19 protein-coding genes are annotated in these 16888 nt (G+C 48.4%); 10 read left to right on the top strand and 9 right to left on the bottom strand.

Annotation, left to right across the window (positions count from 1 at the left end; genetic code table 11):
- Positions 1-2 precede the first annotated feature (2 nt).
- The 3 genes from trpCF (at position 3) to trpA (ending at position 3422) form a co-directional block, all read left to right on the top strand.
- The gene (gene trpCF, locus DES37_RS05330; protein ID WP_110025115.1) at positions 3-1361 is read left to right on the top strand and encodes a bifunctional indole-3-glycerol-phosphate synthase TrpC/phosphoribosylanthranilate isomerase TrpF; all 1359 of its coding nucleotides are present in this window, start codon (positions 3-5) and stop codon (positions 1359-1361) included.
- A 61-nt stretch (positions 1362-1422) separates the two neighbouring features.
- On the top strand, positions 1423-2616 hold the full coding sequence (gene trpB / locus DES37_RS05325; RefSeq protein ID WP_036105402.1) for a tryptophan synthase subunit beta: 1194 nt from the start codon (positions 1423-1425) through the stop codon (positions 2614-2616).
- Positions 2616-3422, top strand: coding sequence for a tryptophan synthase subunit alpha (trpA, locus tag DES37_RS05320; protein WP_036105399.1), 807 nt, complete (start codon positions 2616-2618; stop codon positions 3420-3422). The genes trpB and trpA overlap by 1 nt, the downstream gene beginning before the upstream one ends.
- 196 nt (positions 3423-3618) lie before the next feature.
- On the opposite strand, the gene ompW is transcribed toward trpA, so the two are convergent.
- A complete protein-coding gene (gene ompW / locus DES37_RS05315; RefSeq protein WP_110025114.1) occupies positions 3619-4251 on the bottom strand; it encodes an outer membrane protein OmpW in 633 nt (210 codons plus the stop codon).
- Between the two features lie 374 nt (positions 4252-4625).
- Here ompW and DES37_RS05310 point away from each other — a divergent pair, with 374 nt between their 5' ends.
- A complete protein-coding gene (locus DES37_RS05310) occupies positions 4626-5369 on the top strand; it encodes a YciC family protein (RefSeq protein WP_036105372.1) in 744 nt (247 codons plus the stop codon).
- Between the two features lie 53 nt (positions 5370-5422).
- Entirely contained in the window at positions 5423-5959 is a 537-nt protein-coding gene (locus DES37_RS05305) for a septation protein A (RefSeq protein WP_036105370.1), read from the top strand.
- Between the two features lie 273 nt (positions 5960-6232).
- Here DES37_RS05305 and DES37_RS05300 read toward each other — a convergent pair whose 3' ends face one another.
- Positions 6233-6421 (bottom strand): YdiH family protein, encoded by a 189-nt coding sequence (locus DES37_RS05300; RefSeq protein ID WP_036105367.1) that lies wholly within the window; start codon positions 6419-6421, stop codon positions 6233-6235.
- Positions 6422-6684: 263 nt separating this feature from the next.
- Between DES37_RS05300 and DES37_RS05295 the strand changes: the two genes are divergently transcribed.
- Both DES37_RS05295 and yciA read left to right on the top strand, forming a co-directional pair.
- A complete protein-coding gene (locus DES37_RS05295; protein WP_110025113.1) occupies positions 6685-7065 on the top strand; it encodes a hypothetical protein in 381 nt (126 codons plus the stop codon).
- A 142-nt stretch (positions 7066-7207) separates the two neighbouring features.
- Positions 7208-7600 carry an acyl-CoA thioester hydrolase YciA gene (gene yciA, locus DES37_RS05290; RefSeq protein WP_036105361.1) on the top strand — a complete coding sequence of 131 codons (393 nt, stop codon included), beginning with the start codon at positions 7208-7210 and terminating at the stop codon, positions 7598-7600.
- A gap of 19 nt (positions 7601-7619) precedes the next feature.
- Here yciA and DES37_RS05285 read toward each other — a convergent pair whose 3' ends face one another.
- Together DES37_RS05285 and DES37_RS25580 are read right to left on the bottom strand one after the other, a co-directional pair.
- Positions 7620-8357, bottom strand: coding sequence for an energy transducer TonB (locus DES37_RS05285; RefSeq protein WP_110025112.1), 738 nt, complete (start codon positions 8355-8357; stop codon positions 7620-7622).
- Entirely contained in the window at positions 8347-8502 is a 156-nt protein-coding gene (locus DES37_RS25580) for a hypothetical protein (protein ID WP_170123727.1), read from the bottom strand. The genes DES37_RS05285 and DES37_RS25580 overlap by 11 nt, the downstream gene beginning before the upstream one ends.
- Before the next feature lie 69 nt (positions 8503-8571).
- On the opposite strand from DES37_RS25580, the gene DES37_RS05280 reads away from it, so the two are divergent.
- Positions 8572-8868, top strand: coding sequence for a YciI family protein (locus tag DES37_RS05280; RefSeq protein WP_036105354.1), 297 nt, complete (start codon positions 8572-8574; stop codon positions 8866-8868).
- Positions 8869-8941: 73 nt separating this feature from the next.
- On the opposite strand, the gene DES37_RS05275 is transcribed toward DES37_RS05280, so the two are convergent.
- From DES37_RS05275 to DES37_RS05265, 3 genes are all read right to left on the bottom strand, one after another.
- Positions 8942-10531 (bottom strand): methyl-accepting chemotaxis protein, encoded by a 1590-nt coding sequence (locus DES37_RS05275; protein ID WP_110025111.1) that lies wholly within the window; start codon positions 10529-10531, stop codon positions 8942-8944.
- 280 nt (positions 10532-10811) lie between these two features.
- On the bottom strand, positions 10812-12386 hold the full coding sequence (locus DES37_RS05270) for an EAL domain-containing protein (RefSeq protein WP_110025110.1): 1575 nt from the start codon (positions 12384-12386) through the stop codon (positions 10812-10814).
- A gap of 236 nt (positions 12387-12622) precedes the next feature.
- Positions 12623-12796, bottom strand: coding sequence for a YciY family protein (locus DES37_RS05265; RefSeq protein ID WP_110025312.1), 174 nt, complete (start codon positions 12794-12796; stop codon positions 12623-12625).
- A gap of 145 nt (positions 12797-12941) precedes the next feature.
- On the opposite strand from DES37_RS05265, the gene cls reads away from it, so the two are divergent.
- Together cls and DES37_RS05255 are read left to right on the top strand one after the other, a co-directional pair.
- Positions 12942-14402: a cardiolipin synthase gene (gene cls, locus DES37_RS05260; protein ID WP_110025109.1), complete on the top strand. Its 1461-nt coding sequence runs from the start codon at positions 12942-12944 to the stop codon at positions 14400-14402.
- 37 nt (positions 14403-14439) lie between these two features.
- Entirely contained in the window at positions 14440-14769 is a 330-nt protein-coding gene (locus DES37_RS05255; RefSeq protein ID WP_072006907.1) for an HI1450 family dsDNA-mimic protein, read from the top strand.
- Positions 14770-14869: 100 nt separating this feature from the next.
- Here the strand turns inward: DES37_RS05255 and oppF are convergent, their stop codons facing one another.
- On the bottom strand, positions 14870-15874 hold the full coding sequence (gene oppF, locus DES37_RS05250; protein WP_036105337.1) for a murein tripeptide/oligopeptide ABC transporter ATP binding protein OppF: 1005 nt from the start codon (positions 15872-15874) through the stop codon (positions 14870-14872).
- The gene (oppD, locus tag DES37_RS05245; protein WP_110025108.1) at positions 15871-16884 is read right to left on the bottom strand and encodes an ABC transporter ATP-binding protein; all 1014 of its coding nucleotides are present in this window, start codon (positions 16882-16884) and stop codon (positions 15871-15873) included. The genes oppF and oppD overlap by 4 nt, the downstream gene beginning before the upstream one ends.
- Positions 16885-16888 lie beyond the last annotated feature (4 nt).

The following is a 16888-nucleotide window of genomic DNA, read 5'->3' as shown; positions in this document are numbered from 1 at the left end:
AGATGGAAACCGTATTAGCAAAAATCGTCGCAGACAAGGCGATTTGGGTAGAACAACGCAAACAACAACAACCGCTGGCTTCGTTCCAGAATGATGTGCAACCGAGTACCCGTGATTTTTACCATGCCCTTGCTGGCGCCAAAACCGCGTTTATTCTGGAGTGCAAAAAGGCCTCTCCATCAAAGGGACTGATTCGCGAAGATTTTGACCCTGTCGCTATCGCAGGTGTCTATAAGCATTATGCTTCGGCTATTTCAGTTCTGACTGATGAGAAATATTTCCAGGGCAACTTCGATTTTTTACCTCTGGTCAGCAAAACCGTTACACAACCCGTACTGTGTAAAGATTTTATTATCGATCCATACCAGATTTACCTGGCTCGTTTTTACCAGGCTGATGCCTGCCTGCTGATGCTTTCTGTCCTTGATGACGAACAGTACCGTAGCCTGGCCGCTGTCGCGCACAGCCTGAATATGGGCGTACTGACCGAAGTGAGTAATGAAGAGGAACTGGCGCGTGCCATTCACCTTGAAGCACGGGTAGTGGGTATTAATAACCGTGACCTGCGAGACCTGTCTATTGACCTGAACCGTACCAGGACTCTCGCCCCGCAACTGGGTAGCGGCGTGACTGTTATCAGTGAATCCGGCATCCATACCTATGGCCATGTTCGTGAACTGAGCCACTATGCCAACGGTTTCCTGATTGGCTCCGCACTGATGGGTGAAACGGATCTGAATACTGCCGTACGCCGGGTGTTACTGGGGGAAAATAAAGTATGTGGCCTGACTCGCCCTGAAGATGCATCGGCAGCATACCGTGCAGGCGCTGTCTATGGCGGGTTGATTTTTGTATCAGGTTCGCCGCGTGCGGTCACCGCTGAACAGGCGCGTCTTGTGATGTCTGGCGCGCCTTTACGCTATGTCGGGGTGTTTCGCGACGAGCCGGTGGCTAAGGTCAGTTCACTCGCAGCACAACTGAAACTGTCTGCAGTTCAGCTTCATGGTAACGAAACCCAGCAATATATCGATGAACTGCGTTCGGCTTTACCTGATGACATTGCTATCTGGAAAGCATTGAGCGTTGGTGATTCGCTCCCGAAACGCCAGTTTGACCACGTCTCACGCTATGTTTTCGATAATGGCCAGGGTGGAACGGGTCAGTCTTTTGACTGGTCACTGTTACAAGGCCAGGACCTGAGTGACGTAATGCTGGCCGGTGGGCTCAGTGCAGACAACTGCGTCGAAGCTGCCAAAGCAGGCTGTTCCGGCCTTGATTTTAACTCAGGCGTGGAATCCCAACCTGGTGTTAAAGATCACGAGAAGATTGCCGCTGCGTTTCGCACCTTGCGCGCCTACTAACTTTCGTATTGCCCGAATGCATTCACCGGGAAAAGCCCGGTAGTTAAGGAATACAACAAACATGACGACTTTATTAAACCCGTATTTTGGTGAATTCGGCGGAATGTATGTTCCGCAAATACTGATGCCAGCATTACGCCAGCTTGAAGAAGCGTTTGTCAGTGCACAAAGTGACCCTGAGTTCCAGGCGCAGTTCACTGATTTGCTGAAAAATTATGCCGGGCGCCCAACTGCCCTTACCCGCTGCCGTAATCTGACTGCGGGAACCAAAACCACGCTGTACCTTAAACGTGAAGATTTGCTGCATGGCGGCGCACATAAAACGAACCAGGTGCTGGGCCAGGCTCTGCTTGCCAAACGCATGGGCAAAACCGAAATCATTGCTGAGACCGGTGCCGGGCAACACGGTGTGGCATCCGCACTCGCCAGTGCACTGCTCGGGCTGAAATGCCGAATCTATATGGGTGCGAAGGACGTTGAGCGCCAGTCTCCAAACGTTTTCCGTATGCGTTTAATGGGTGCGGAAGTTATTCCTGTTCATTCCGGGTCATCGACCCTGAAAGACGCCTGTAACGAAGCTCTGCGTGACTGGTCTGGTAGTTATGAAACCGCGCACTACATGCTGGGTACTGCTGCCGGTCCGCATCCTTACCCGACTATTGTCCGCGAATACCAGCGCATGATTGGCGAGGAAACCCGGGCGCAAATTCTTGAGAAAGAAGGTCGCCTGCCAGATGCCGTCATTGCCTGTGTAGGTGGTGGTTCTAACGCCATTGGTATGTTTGCAGATTTTATTGACGAAACCAGTGTCAGCCTGATTGGTGTTGAGCCAGCCGGCCATGGTATTGAAACCGGTGAACATGGTGCGCCACTCAAGCACGGGCGCGTGGGCATCTATTTCGGTATGAAGTCGCCCATGATGCAAACTGATGAAGGGCAAATTGAAGAGTCATACTCTATTTCTGCCGGGCTGGACTTCCCGTCAGTAGGGCCGCAGCATGCATTCCTTAACAGCACTGGCCGCGCAGATTATGTCTCGATCACTGACGATGAAGCGCTGGAAGCGTTTAAAGAACTGAGCCGCCATGAAGGCATCATCCCGGCACTGGAATCTTCCCATGCACTTGCGTGGGCGCTCAAAATGATCAAACAAAACCCGGATAAAGAACAGTTACTGGTTGTTAACTTGTCAGGCCGCGGGGATAAAGACATTTTCACGGTTCACGATATTCTGAAATCCCGGGGGGAAATTTGATGGAACGCTATGATACGCTTTTTGCAACATTGAAATCCCGCAATGAAGGTGCATTTGTTCCTTTCGTTACGCTGGGAGACCCGGGTGTTGAGCAGTCGCTTAAGATTATTGATACGCTGGTTGAAGCTGGCGCAGATGCACTTGAATTGGGTATTCCGTTCTCTGACCCGCTGGCCGATGGGCCGACAATTCAGGGAGCTGCCCTGCGCGCATTTGCGGCAAACGTCACCCCGACCCAGTGTTTTGAAATGCTGGCAATGATTCGCCAAAAACACCCGGATATTCCAATTGGGTTACTGATGTATGCCAACCTGGTTTATAGCCGTGGTATTGATAACTTCTATGCGCGTTGTGAAGAAGTGGGCGTTGATTCCGTACTGGTTGCAGATGTACCTGTTGAAGAATCTGCACCTTTCCGCCAGGCCGCAATGCGCCATAATATTGCCCCTATTTTCATTTGCCCGCCTAATTCCGATGATGACCTGCTCCGCCAGATAGCTTCCTACGGGCGCGGTTATACCTACCTGTTGTCCCGCGCTGGTGTTACCGGGGCGGAACAACGTGCCAGCCTGCCCATACACCATTTGGTGGAAAAACTGGCTGAGTACCATGCAGTACCACCGTTGCAGGGCTTTGGTATTTCTGAGCCATCTCAGGTGAAAGATGCCATCAGTGCGGGCGCTGCTGGTGCAATTTCCGGGTCAGCTGTAGTGAAAATTATTGAAAAGAACCTGGGTAACCACGCTGAAATGCTCAAAGCATTGGGTGAGTTTGTCACAGTGATGAAAGCTGCAACACGCAGTTAATCAATTCACTACGCCCGTGCGTGCGTAATCGCTATAATGTAAAAATGTCTGGATGATAAAAAACGCCAGCCTGAAATGTATCAGGCTGGCGTTTTTGTTTTCTGCCGCCATAAACTTCATAAAAAAACAGCATGCACTGATTACTTGTTGCATGCTGTCTTTGTGCTGCGAGTCAATGGAGGTCAGGCGTTCCCTGTCAGAAACGGTAGCCCGCAGAGAACATAAATACCCACGGGTCGATGCGCGTTTTAATGCTTTCTTGCTGGTCACCGGCTTTAAATTTCACCGTGGTATCAATGTCCATATACCATACAGACATATTCACCAGCCAGTTTCTGTTAATCAGGTAATCCACCCCGGCCTGCCCGGCAAGGCCCCAGGAATCTTTCAGGCTCAGGTCAGATAATCCGGCATCCTGGCCTGTCTGGTTAAATTTATTATTGAAGAACGTGGTGTAGTTCACCCCGGCACCAATATAGGGGCGCACTTTGCTTTGCCTGTCACCAAAGTACCATTGCGCCATTAATGTCGGCGGTAGTTGGTGTACAGTTGCAATAGTGCCTGTAGATGCAAGGCCTACTTTGTGGCGGAAAGGCGTTGCAGCCAGCAATTCAATCCCCACATTGTCAGTCGCCATATAGGTAAATGTCATACCCAGCTGTGTGTTGTTACTGACATTAAAGCCACCCAACCCAAGCACGTTATCGGACCCTTCGGTTGGACGAACAGTGGCGCTACCTGCACGGACGAAAAATTCACCCGCTTCATGTGCGCTCACCATTCCAGAAAAACAACTCATCGCCAGTAGTGCCACTGTTAACTTTTTCATGCCCATGTCCTTTGTAAGTTTTTTTATAAACGGCCTGACTATACCTTTACATTTTCCTTTTTTGATCCAACATTGGTCACACTTTGTCAGGTATTTCGACATTCATTGATCCACGTTAATTTGAACTTATTTTGTTAAAAACAATGAATTTGTTTTAGATCAATTTCCTGTAATCAGCGCAAATTACGACTTAACAGACCTGTTTCAGGCCAGATTGCACAATAGTTATGAAGTTCGGAAACAGGTAAACCGGTGGCAACTTAGCCACAAAATGTTCTGACAACATTCCTTTACAGGGGATGTGACTGACATCCCACCTTGAGCGGTGTACAATCGCCAGCATTTTCATCCTGACACCGACTCAAGGAGAGTGCATGACAATCACGGCAGGTTCTGTTTACCGTGACACAGGTAATTTTTTCCGTAATCAGTTTGTCTCCATCCTTCTGATTGCCCTGCTTTGCGCATTCGTTGCTGTAGCATTAGGGCATGCGTTTTACCCGGATGAGGACCAGATGGCGGCCATGTTGCAGGGTGATAATCTTCAGGGTAGCCAGGGGTTTTTCGAGCTGATCCAGAATATGACACCTGAGCAGCAACAGACACTTTTGAAGGCGTCTGCGGCAACGACGTTTTCTGGCCTGATTGCTAACGCCATTCTTGCCGCAAGCTTACTGACTCTGGCAAAACTGGTTTCTGCTGGTCAGCGCGTCAGTGCGTTACATGCAATTGGCCTTTCCGCACCATTAATGCCACGGATGCTCGTGTTAATGTTTATCACCACGTTCGCGGTGCAGATTGGGATTATGGCGATTATTGTGCCTGGCGTTATCCTCGCTATTATTCTGTCAATGGCGCCGGTACACCTGGTTGAGGATAAATCAGGTATTTTTGCGGCATTACGCTCCAGCAGCCGTTTGTGCTGGGCAAATATGCGCCTGGTCGCCCCCGCGATTATCGGCTGGCTGGTTGCCAAAACAGCACTGTTGCTGTTCTCAAGCACCTTTGCAGCCTTGACGCCAACAGGTGGCGCTATTACCGTCAATACCATCAGTAATCTGCTGTCGGCATTGTTGCTTATTTACCTGTACCGCCTGTACATGCTGATCCGTCAGTAAGCCTTTAACCGGCCTGCCCACGTGTCGGGTTATTTTCGATTACGGAAGCCTTTATGAAGCAGTTTCTTGATTTTCTTCCTCTGATTGTCTTTTTTGCTTTTTATAAGCTGTATGACATTTATGTCGCGTCCGGTGCTCTGATTGCCGCAACAGCACTCGCTCTGGTTTACAGTTGGTATAAGTTTCGCAAGCTCGAGAAAATGACACTGGTTACCTTCATTCTGGTTGCCGTGTTCGGTGGGTTAACTATCGCTTTTCACAACGTTGAGTTTATCAAGTGGAAAGTAACCGTTATTTATGTACTGTTTGCCGGTGCGCTTCTGGTCAGCCAGTGGGTCATGAACAAACCACTTATCCAGAGCATGTTAGGCAAAGAGCTGACACTGCCGCAGGTTGTCTGGAAACGGCTTAATTATGCCTGGGCGTTGTTTTTCATCCTGTGCGGGCTGGCGAATATTTATATCGCTTTTTGGCTGCCTGAAAACATCTGGGTTAACTTTAAGGTATTTGGCCTGACGGCACTGACCCTGGTGTTCACATTATTAAGTGGTCTCTATATTTACCGCCATATGCCCCACGAAGAGAATTAGTACCTATGGCGCCAGCCTGGCGCCATCTACTGATTAACTAATCAACTAATTAATCAACTACAGGCCCAGCCTCTGCTGGGCGCTTGCTGAATTTGAAAGCCTCAAATACAAAAAACCACTGCAGTGAAATGCAGTGGTTTCAGTGACAGGCAACATAGAAGAATCACTCAGCACTCAGGTGCCTGCAGCAACTTTCACTCCTTTCGCCTTGTGTGATAAGCCCTTCTCGCCACTACAGCACATTAACACCGCAGTAAAGCGCAAACTGGAAAATCAGTGAATACCCAGCCGGTGAGCAAATACAATTTCTTCCTGCAACTCAATGTAAGAGAGTTCCATCAGGTCAGCGAACTCTAGTTGCAGTTGTTTAAAACGTTTAAGAAATTGTGCAGGAGTTAAATTTTCTTTTTCCCGACGAAGATATTCAAAAGCCAGAACAGTAGGGCTTAGCTCGTTTTCCATATAAACCTCAGTGAATGTGACAACGGGTAAATAATACCACAAAGAGAACAAAAAACAACCAGTGGCAAGGATGAAACAATCTGATTAGCATGCTAACATAAATGGTAATTACATGATTATTAATATCATTTTATTAAAATCAGCCAGACTAAACTGTCAATTAACAGCTCTGCAGTTCGCACAAATACATTTTGTTGTTACTGACCACTTATGGTTTTCTTGCCACAGCCGATAATTACCATAATTACCCAGGGAAAATAATTATGAATGCGGATATTTTCACAGACCAATTACCCAATTCTGACTGTGCAACACAGTGCCAGTGGTTTGATGGCAACAAAGAAACTGATGCCCTGATTGCCATCGCAGCAGAATTTATTGCTGAAGAACTCACTGTAACCTGGTTTCGCATTCGCCTGGTGTGCCACAGAGTGTGTGATAGCGAGGGTAAAACTACGTTTTCGGCATCACTGGCTTACATGGAAACCGAGCAGGACGATTATCACGCGTGGTGTGGTCTTGATTGCCTCAATGCAATGAGCTGTATTACAGAAGTTCTTAAGGGAAAGAACTGGAGTGAAGCGGTACTGTTTATTACTCACTATAAAGGCGTGTCATTCTACTGGTGCGGCCCTGTAGCATAAGGTGACAAATCCAGAAGCAATCCCTCTGGGTTGCTGTCAGGGTTCACGTTACAATGCCCTGCACACTCTGAACGGCCTCAGGGCAATGTTTTCGGTGTTGCATCACAGATAACAATGAAAATGCGTGATCAAGGAATAACAAATGACCACACAAAGTGATGCCCCTCAGGGCGATTTAGTTTTACGCACCCTGGCAATGCCAGCAGATACAAATGCTAACGGTGATATTTTCGGCGGCTGGTTAATGTCCCAAATGGATATGGGGGGCGCGATACTTGCCAAAGAAATTGGCCAGGGCCGCGTAGTTACAGTGCGTGTAGAAGGGATGACGTTCTTGCGCCCTGTAGCAGTAGGTGATGTTGTCTGTTGCTATGCACGCTGTGTGAAGCGTGGTACGACTTCCATCAGCATCAATGTTGAAGTGTGGGTGAAAAAAGTTTCATCGGAACCGATTGGTCAGCGCTACCGGGCCACCGAAGCGCTATTTATTTATGTTGCAGTAGATAACCAGGGGAAACCACGCCCACTACCGTGAGCGTGATATAACCGGCGCATCACTCCATAGATGCGCCACCATTAATCCTGAAAATAATGTTCACCACCAGGCCTTTCCCCGGGCGACCACTTTCGTAGCGCCAGTTACGCATCGCCTGGCGCACATCACGCTCAAACATATTGGCTGGTTTGGCGGATAAAATTTGAATGTTTTCCACACTCCCATCCGCAGCCACATCAAATTTAACCCGAACATTACCTTCAATGCGCAGAGCAAAAGCACGTGACGGGTATTGTGGCTGGTTGCGTGACAACGCTTTAGGGCCGCGCGGTGCTGTGTTTACTGGTGCCGTATTTGCCGTTGCATTTTGCGCAGATGATGCACGCGGAGCAGCATTGCCTGTAAAAGGGTTGTCCTGAGGAGGCGCTTTCTGTTCAACCGGTTTTTCGACTGGCTTAACGGGCTCTTTGCGGTGCTCAACCTTTTTAACTGGTTTCGGTTTAGGTTTTGGCTTATGAATGACAACTGGCGCCTCTTTTGGTGCTTCGGGCACAGGCTCCGGTTCAACGACGGGTTCGGGCTCCGGCTCTGGCTGGGTAACCTGGGGTGCAGGCGCCGGAGCGGGTGGTGCTAAATCTGCCGGGTTAACCATGGTAACGGAAATGGGCTGTGCCGGTGAAGGCAGCTCAGTGACCTGATGCATTGAGGTATACAGAATACCTGCCAGTACAGCACCATGTATCACTACCGAAAGCAAGGCAGGCCATGGAAAACGGCGAGGAAAATCAAGGGTCATCGAACTCATCAGTTATCCGGTTAATAGCGCGAAAAGCTAATTTTAAATGCAAATAGCAATCATATTCAACAACCAGACACCGGCCAGGCGCGATTTCCGCAGTATTGGGTAAAATATCGGCTGTACAACCGAATATGTATGACATTTTCGTTGCACCTGCGGAACGATTCACTTACCGTATCGTTACTTTCGTCCCTGATACAGGAGCCTTTCTGTGCTTTACGTGATTTATGCTGAGGATGTAGCCAACTCACTGGATAAACGTATGTCGGTGCGCCCTGCTCACCTTGCGCGTTTACAGTTGTTGCGTGATGAAGGCCGTTTAGTTACCGCCGGACCAATGCCTGCTGTTGATAGCAATGACCCGGGCCAGGCTGGTTTCACTGGCTCCACTGTCATTGCGGAGTTTTCATCGCTGGAAGAAGCACAGTCCTGGGCAAATGATGACCCGTATGTCGCTGCCGGTGTTTATCATAAGGTGGATGTTAAGCCTTATAAGCAAGTATTTTAAGCAGCTTTTAATGAAACGGGCCCACAGCGTGTGCAGGCCCGCTTTGCAACTCGCTTTATTAGCAAACCAAATTTCAGCCCAGGGGCTTAGCCAGTGCGATTAATGGCGCAGATGGCACATGTTCCCCGACAACAAAGACATCTACATCCGCCAGTAGCTCACCAGCCTGCCCACGCAGTGAATTAGCTGCAGCAGCCATTTGTTCCACCATCGCAGCATTCTGTTGCAGTACGCCTTCCATTTGGTTGACCGCGATATTCACCTGGCTGATGCCATGGCTTTGTTCTGTGGATGAGTGTGAGACCTGGTTTATCAAATCTTTGGTTTCACTGACTGCGCTGGTAGCTTCTGTCATTTTATCAGCCACCTGCTGGGTATATTTCACACCAAGGGTCACTTTCTGCAACGCAGCCTCTATCAACTCTTTGATATCACGCGCCGCACCAGAAGAACGTTGTGATAAAGTGCGCACTTCACCAGCAACTACTGCAAAGCCCTTGCCATGTTCCCCTGCCCGCGCAGCCTCTACCGCCGCATTGAGAGCCAGAATGTTGGTCTGGAAAGCAATCCCTTCAATAATGGCTGTGATTTCGGAGATTTTTGCCGAGGAAACGGCGATATCATCAATTGTTTCTTTCAGGCCACCTAATTCACTGCTGGTATTGTGCACTAATTTATGCACCTGGTGCATCAGTTGGTCAGCATTACGTGTAGTTTCCACATTGCTTTGAACTGTGGCTGACAACTGATTCATACTGGCAGCGGTCTCTTCCAGTGAGGCTGCCTGTGCTTCAGTACGGGATGAAAGATCATCATTACTGGCCGCAATTTCGTGCGCTGCTGTGTCCACCAGGCGTGAGGAGGATTTCACCTGGCTCAGCACTTGAGCCATTTTTTCCACCAGCGCGTTAAAGCTTAATGCTGCCAGGCCAATTTCATCACGACGGCGAACAGAGACAGATTGAGTCAGGTCCAGTTCATGACTGATGGTACTGATTTTATCACTGAACAGACGCAACGAGACCGCAATATATCGCAGTACGAAAAAGGACAATAGCGTGCTGATGGCAACAGACAGCACTATAAATGCTGCCAGCATGATTATTGTTGTATTAAATTTTTTATGATTGGCAGCACTGAATGTTTCAGCGTGCTGATAATTATATTGGATCTGTTGGTTAAGCCCGTGAGTTAATTCATCGGACATTCTCGCCATCTCACCACCGCTCTTTAACATCGACACAGCAGCAGCCTGGCCAACTGCCTCATTCGCGGTGAATAAGTCATTAAGTACCTGCATATAATTCGCCATAATGGCGAGGTTTTTGTCTGCCATTTGCTTATCGTTAGTATCTGAAACCAGCATACTGCGATACTTTTTGAGTGATGCAATACTCTGGTTCATTGCATCGAGCGCATCGTTTTTATGCTGGCTCATGAGTGAGTCATCATGGCTTAGCAAGTACAGATAAATTTCACGGCGCGCTTTTTCACGAAAATCGATGGTACTTTGTAGCTGTTTGATACTGGGGAGGCTATTCGTAGTAATGTAGTCAAAGCTGGTAATCGAACTTTTATAGACAGACAACGACCAGACACCTACAACAATGACGGAAATAATAGAAATTGCAAATGCAATAAGAAGCTTGTGTACGATACGCATAGTTTTTCCTGTTTGTCCATTTCCATAACTCCGATTTATCGGCACTATGCCTTTGATCGTTAGAGTATAAAATGATCAGTAATACAACAGGAAGGAACCGCTGAGAAATATATTCAGTGAAATCCGTAGCATATCCATTCGGTTTTTTTAGTTTCAAAAGTAAGCAATATAATAAAGGGCACCGGTTATATTGTTATCTTATGCTCCGTTTGTTTATTTTTAACAAAAATAAAACAATAAATACACGATTAACAAACAGCCTCTGGCGACCCAGGCTCCATTACTGTTTGAGCTTACTATGGTAAAGCCGGATAAACTCATTGACGGGCACCGCACGGGAATAATACCAGCCCTGGCCAATGGCTGTCGCATGGGCTGACAGAACAATCTCTTTCTCTTCCCGAGTTTCAATACCCTCAAAAACTATCGTCTTATTCAACGGGACAATAATGCTCAGCAACGCATCTAGCATCGCTTTCTTAAAGTCATCCCCCAGGCCGCGGACAAAATATTTATCGAGCTTAATTTCATCAAAAGTAATTTCTGTAAGCCAATGAATGTTTGCCACACCTGTCCCAAAATCATCTAACGACACCAGATACCCCAACCGTTGGAGTTCTCGCGCCGACTCAGCAATAATTTTATAATTAATATCCGTTTTTTCGGTTATTTCCATTTTAATCTGCTGCCGCATACAGCCGGAACTGTCTGCCAGAGCATTAAGATAGGGTAAAAACGTTGCGTCCGTAATATCGTGCTTGCCTACGTTAATACTCAAGGTGAAATCAGGATGCTGCGCAATTAAACCGGACATATCCACCAGTGACTGCTCAATAACAAACCGGGTAATCTGCCGATAAATTCCCAGGCGCTCGGCAAGTTTAATAAAAAACTCGGGGGAGACGTTGCCATAGACATCATCTTTCCAACGCACCAATACTTCTGCACCAACAATAGACTCATCAGACAGGCGATACTGTGGCTGGTACTCCAGGTGAAGAAGATGGTAGTAAACCGCTTTTTTCAGGCGGGCATCGATAGAGTTAATCCGCCCCACCCACACCATTAATGCAAACCCTGCTAAATAACCGGCACCCGCCCCCAGCGCGACGAGCACCAGCAACACACCTGAAGGTAAGCCAGACAAGGCGTTGTTTTGTGTTGTCGTTTCAACACACAAATCAAATTGCTTGCTACAGATACGTTGTTGTGAGCGCTGCGTAAACAGTGACAACCAGCTATGGCTGTCAACCGGTGATGGTGCGGAAAATGCATCAAAGACATAAGAACCATTGCGGGTAATCAGATGCCAGTCCAGCATTAAATCACTCATATACTGCATTTTGATATTTACCGGCGAGGTAAATATCACTGTATTACCTTTTACAATCAGGTCATTTGTTTTCTTTACCGGCAGCATATCTACGGCATGGCGGTAAAAAGTGCGCCCTTCTGAATGCGAGTAGTACCCCGTTTCTGGTAATACTGCTGCATGCTTCAAAATCCCCCATCCTGCCGTACAAATTATTTTTCCTTGCCAGACCCGCCCAATATCCTGCACTAATTCATATTCCAGCGTTACACGCCTCAACAGGTTGATATCATCAACTGTACATTCGGGATAAGGGCTGTTACTGGCAACCTGCTGTGCAGTGTCTAACTCTTTGGCCACTCGTTCTGCCTGTGACAGGATATGTGCCGACATCCCCGTCTGACTTTCAAGTGTCAATGTTGTGCTGACCAGTTGTGTCAGAAGTAGTGTAACAATCATACTGACAATCGCTGCCAGTATGGGAATCAGGCGTTTTCCAGTTAACAGGCGCGCCTTAAAATTTGGAGTATTCTGATTTTCCACGCGCTATCCATCTCCACGAGTTATTACCAGTAAGGTACCAGCCAGCCCCTGAATCTTGCTAAAGATAATATCGGCAAACGTGACAAGCTTCTTTACCCCATTACAGGGCAACTCAGTATGACTGACAAACCAAAAGTAACCAATAAACGGAGAGATGCGCGCATTGGCGACGCCAGTGACGGGTTTTGTTTGAAGAGTATTGACAAGAAAACCGGGCACGTAATGTGCCCGGCAGGCTATATATCGTAGATCGAAAACAGCAAAGAATTGCGCTGACGATTAACGATACATTTGCGGATTGCGTGAATACGCATATTCCGGCGGGATTGTGCTTCCAGCCAGCGGGTTTTCCTCCGCTGCGACTGGCGTAGCATCCGCCAACGCCCAACTTCTGTACGACTGTGTCTCATTTTATATTGGCTCACAATACAACAAGTAGGGGTATTATACGCCCAGGTAATTACCCGAAAAGCTGTTTTCACCCGTTTTTTTCTTTGATAAGCACAATCTTGTGCGTACACTCAAAAGTATACGGAAGATAAAGGATTTTTACCTATGGCGACGCTCTACACGCTGGTGAACTGGCTGGTAATTTTGGGCTATTGGCTACTGATAGCCAGTGTGACATTGCGTATTTTAATGAAGCGCCGTGCAGTACCATCGGCTATGGCCTGGCTACTTGTTATTTATATTCTCCCTCTGGTTGGTGTCATCGCTTACTTGTCATTTGGTGAGCTTCACTTAGGGAAACGCCGTGCAGAACGCGCCCGCGACATGTGGCCTTCCACTGCTAACTGGTTAAAAGCCTTAAAAGAAAGCAAACACATCTTCGCCAATGAAAACAGCACTGTGGCGGAATCTTTATTCCAGCTGTGCGAACGCCGCCAGGGTGTGGGTGGTGTTAAAGGGAACCAGCTTCAGTTGCTGACAGAGACAGATGATGTCATGCATGCCCTGATTCGCGATATCCAGTTAGCCCGGCATAATATCGAGATGGTGTTCTATATTTGGAATCCTGGTGGTCTTGCCGATGAAGTTGCCGAGTCACTGATGGCTGCAGCACGTCGCGGTGTACATTGCCGCCTGATGCTCGATTCTGCGGGTAGCCTGGCGTTCTTTCGCAGCCCCTGGCCGGCTATGATGCGCAATGCCGGTATTGATGTGGTCGAATCACTGAAAGTTAACCTGATGCGTGTTTTCCTGCGGCGTATGGACTTACGCCAGCACCGGAAAATGGTCATGATTGATAATTATGTTGCTTACACTGGCAGTATGAACCTGGTTGACCCGCGTTATTTCAAACAGGATGCCGGCGTGGGCCAGTGGGTGGATTTGATGGCTCGCATGGAAGGCCCTATTGCTACAACAATGGGAATTGTTTATTCCTGCGACTGGGAAATTGAAACCGGAAAGCGGCTGCTGCCTCCCCCACCGGATGCGAATATCATGCCCTTTGAAGAAGCCAGTGGCCACACAATACAGACCATTGCTTCAGGCCCGGGGTTCCCGGAAGATCTGATACACCAGGCATTATTAACTGCGGTATATGCTGCGCGTGAAAACCTGGTTCTCACTACGCCTTATTTTGTTCCAAGTGACGATCTCTTACACGCGATCTGCACGGCGGCCTTGCGTGGTGTGAATGTCAGCCTGATTTTACCTAAAAAAAATGATTCATTGCTGGTAGGCTGGGCCAGCAGAGCTTTCTTTGCGGAGTTACTGGCAGCAGGTGTTAAGATCTACCAGTTTGAAGGCGGTCTTCTGCACACGAAAAGCGTACTGGTCGATGACGAACTCAGCCTGGTTGGCACGGTCAACCTGGATATGCGCAGTTTATGGCTGAATTTTGAAATTACCCTGGTTATCGATGACCAGGGCTTTGGCAACGATTTGGCTGCTGTTCAGGATGACTATATCTCGCGTTCTACTTTGCTTAATGCCAGCGACTGGGTAAAACGACCGCTATGGCAACGAATAACTGAGCGAGTGTTTTACTTCTTTAGTCCATTGTTGTAAAAAGGCCCCAAAAGCCTATGACTGCGGATGTATAAAGATGGATATGGACCTGAATAACCGCCTGACTGAAGATGAAACTCTTGAGCAGGCTTACGATATTTTTCTGGAACTGGCGGGCGATAACCTGGACCCGGCAGACATCATTTTATTTAATCTCCAGTTCGAAGAGCGTGGCGGTGCAGAACTTTTTGACCCGTCTGAAGAATGGGCGGAGCATGTCGATTTCGATCTGAATCCTGACTTCTTCTCAGAGGTTGTTATTGGCCTGGCAGAGGAAGACGGTGGTGAACTGAATGATGTGTTTGCACGTATTCTTCTGTGCCGTGAGAAGAGCCATAAGCTGTGCCATATTCTGTGGCGTGAATAATTGCCCCGGTTATAACGGCTCAGCCTGAAAAAAAACCTGAATGCGTTAAACATTCAGGTTTTTTATTCACACTATACACAGCCGCACAGGCCGGGTGTATTTACAGCGGGTCAACCTTCAGGCAGGAAACCGCATGGCGGAAACTACCTTCCAGTACCGGTCGCGTTTTGGCACATTCCGGGCCAGCCATAGGGCAACGGGTACGGAACACACAGCCTGAAGGCGGGTTGATTGGTGATGGCAATTCCCCTTCCAGCAACTGTATTGTTTTATTGCGCTCCTGGTCAGGGTCCGGCACCGGCACAGCAGACATCAGTGCCCGGGTGTACGGGTGCAGTGGGTTGTTATACACCTCATCGTAAGTCCCCAACTCTACGGCATGGCCAAGGTACATAACCAGTACCCGGTCAGAGATATGTTTTACCACTGCCAGGTCGTGGGCAATAAAAATCAAAGATAACCCCATTTCCCGCTGCAGTTGCTGCAACAGATTAACGACCTGCGCCTGAATGGAAACATCAAGGGCTGAAACCGGCTCATCACAAATAATAAGCTTTGGTTCAAGGATAAGTGCCCGGGCAATACCAATACGCTGGCACTGGCCACCTGAAAACTCATGCGGGTAACGGTTGACCAGGTTCGGCAACAGCCCCACTTTCATCATCATCGTTTTAACCCGGTCCTTTACTTCCTGGCGGGGCATTTTCGGGTGATAAGTGCGCAACGGTTCAGCAATGATATCGCCAATCGTCATGCGCGGGTTCAGCGATGCCAGCGGGTCCTGGAAGATCATCTGGATATCGCTGCGCACTTCACGCCACTGTTCCTGGTTCATCCCTGTCAGGTTTTTACCCAACCAGGCAACGTGCCCTTCAGTCGCTTTCACCAACCCGATAATTGCCCGGGCAAATGTAGATTTACCGCATCCGGATTCACCTACAACGCCCAGCGTTTCCCCTTCATACAGGCGCAGGGTCACCCCATCTACCGCTTTCAGGGTTTTAGCGGGTTGCCAAAACCACTGCTTGCTGTCACGAATATCGAAATGGACTTTCAGGTCAGTAATTTCGAGCAGCACTTTCTTTTCTTCTGCCAGCGCGTTCATGCCAACTCCTCCACTGACTTAAAGCAGGCGCGTAACCGGCCTTCACCAAAGGATTCCAACGGTGGCGTATTCTCACAACCTTCAGATGCATATGGGCAACGCGGCTGGAACGGACAACCTTTGGGTAATTTCAACAGGTTCGGCGGGTTACCTGGAATGGTGTCCAGAGCCTCACCTTCTTTATCAAGGCGCGGTACAGCACTCAGCAACCCCAATGAATAAGGGTGTGACGGGTGGTAGAACACATCCCGTGCGCTGCCATATTCCATGGTGCGCCCGGCATACATCACCAGTACTTTGTCACAGATACCTGCAACAACGCCGAGGTCGTGGGTAATCATGATAATAGCGGTATTGAATTCATGTTTCAGTTCATTCAACAACGTCATGATTTGTGCCTGGACAGTGACATCCAGTGCCGTGGTGGGTTCATCAGCAATCAGCAGTTTTGGCCGGCATAACAATGCCATTGCTATCATCACACGCTGGCGCATCCCGCCTGAGAATTCATGGGGAAACATTCTCATGCGCTTACGAGCTTCAGGCATTTTGACCGCATCAAGCATACGCACTGATTCTTCAAACGCTTCTGCCTTGCTCATCTTTTTATGCAGCATGAGCACTTCCATCAGTTGCTCGCCCACTCGCATATAAGGGTTAAGGGAAGTCATTGGATCCTGAAAAATCATGGAGATCTGTTCCGCACGCAGGCGGTTCAGTTCATGCTCTGGCAGGTTAAGAATTTCTCGCCCACCAAATGTGGCGGATCCATCAATACGCCCGTTTGAAGCCAGTAACCCCATCAAAGCAAATGCGGTTTGTGATTTACCCGAGCCGGACTCCCCCACAATCCCCAGAGTTTCACCGGCATTCAGGGTAAAGTTCAGGTCATTAACAGCAGTAACATCACCATCCGGGGTACCAAAAGTTACCCGCAGATCTTTAACATTTAATAAGGACTCACCCGCTAACAGGGATGCACCCACTACAGAACTAATAAGCGAAGCCATGGGT

This window comes from Mangrovibacter plantisponsor (assembly GCF_003182475.1).
GTDB classification, from domain to species: domain Bacteria; phylum Pseudomonadota; class Gammaproteobacteria; order Enterobacterales; family Enterobacteriaceae; genus Mangrovibacter; species Mangrovibacter plantisponsor.
This window is presented reverse-complemented; position numbering and strand designations above follow the sequence as displayed.

Coding starts and splice junctions, on each gene's coding strand:
- trpCF (WP_110025115.1), top strand. CDS start 3: ATGGAAACCGTATTAGCAAAAATCGTCGCAGACAAGGCGATTTGGGTA.
- trpB (WP_036105402.1), top strand. CDS start 1,423: ATGACGACTTTATTAAACCCGTATTTTGGTGAATTCGGCGGAATGTAT.
- trpA (WP_036105399.1), top strand. CDS start 2,616: ATGGAACGCTATGATACGCTTTTTGCAACATTGAAATCCCGCAATGAA.
- ompW (WP_110025114.1), bottom strand. CDS start 4,251: ATGAAAAAGTTAACAGTGGCACTACTGGCGATGAGTTGTTTTTCTGGA.
- DES37_RS05310 (WP_036105372.1), top strand. CDS start 4,626: ATGACAATCACGGCAGGTTCTGTTTACCGTGACACAGGTAATTTTTTC.
- DES37_RS05305 (WP_036105370.1), top strand. CDS start 5,423: ATGAAGCAGTTTCTTGATTTTCTTCCTCTGATTGTCTTTTTTGCTTTT.
- DES37_RS05300 (WP_036105367.1), bottom strand. CDS start 6,421: ATGGAAAACGAGCTAAGCCCTACTGTTCTGGCTTTTGAATATCTTCGT.
- DES37_RS05295 (WP_110025113.1), top strand. CDS start 6,685: ATGAATGCGGATATTTTCACAGACCAATTACCCAATTCTGACTGTGCA.
- yciA (WP_036105361.1), top strand. CDS start 7,208: ATGACCACACAAAGTGATGCCCCTCAGGGCGATTTAGTTTTACGCACC.
- DES37_RS05285 (WP_110025112.1), bottom strand. CDS start 8,357: ATGACCCTTGATTTTCCTCGCCGTTTTCCATGGCCTGCCTTGCTTTCG.
- DES37_RS25580 (WP_170123727.1), bottom strand. CDS start 8,502: ATGTCATACATATTCGGTTGTACAGCCGATATTTTACCCAATACTGCG.
- DES37_RS05275 (WP_110025111.1), bottom strand. CDS start 10,531: ATGCGTATCGTACACAAGCTTCTTATTGCATTTGCAATTTCTATTATT.
- DES37_RS05265 (WP_110025312.1), bottom strand. CDS start 12,796: ATGAGACACAGTCGTACAGAAGTTGGGCGTTGGCGGATGCTACGCCAG.
- cls (WP_110025109.1), top strand. CDS start 12,942: ATGGCGACGCTCTACACGCTGGTGAACTGGCTGGTAATTTTGGGCTAT.
- DES37_RS05255 (WP_072006907.1), top strand. CDS start 14,440: ATGGATATGGACCTGAATAACCGCCTGACTGAAGATGAAACTCTTGAG.
- oppF (WP_036105337.1), bottom strand. CDS start 15,874: ATGAACGCGCTGGCAGAAGAAAAGAAAGTGCTGCTCGAAATTACTGAC.
- oppD (WP_110025108.1), bottom strand. CDS start 16,884: ATGGCTTCGCTTATTAGTTCTGTAGTGGGTGCATCCCTGTTAGCGGGT.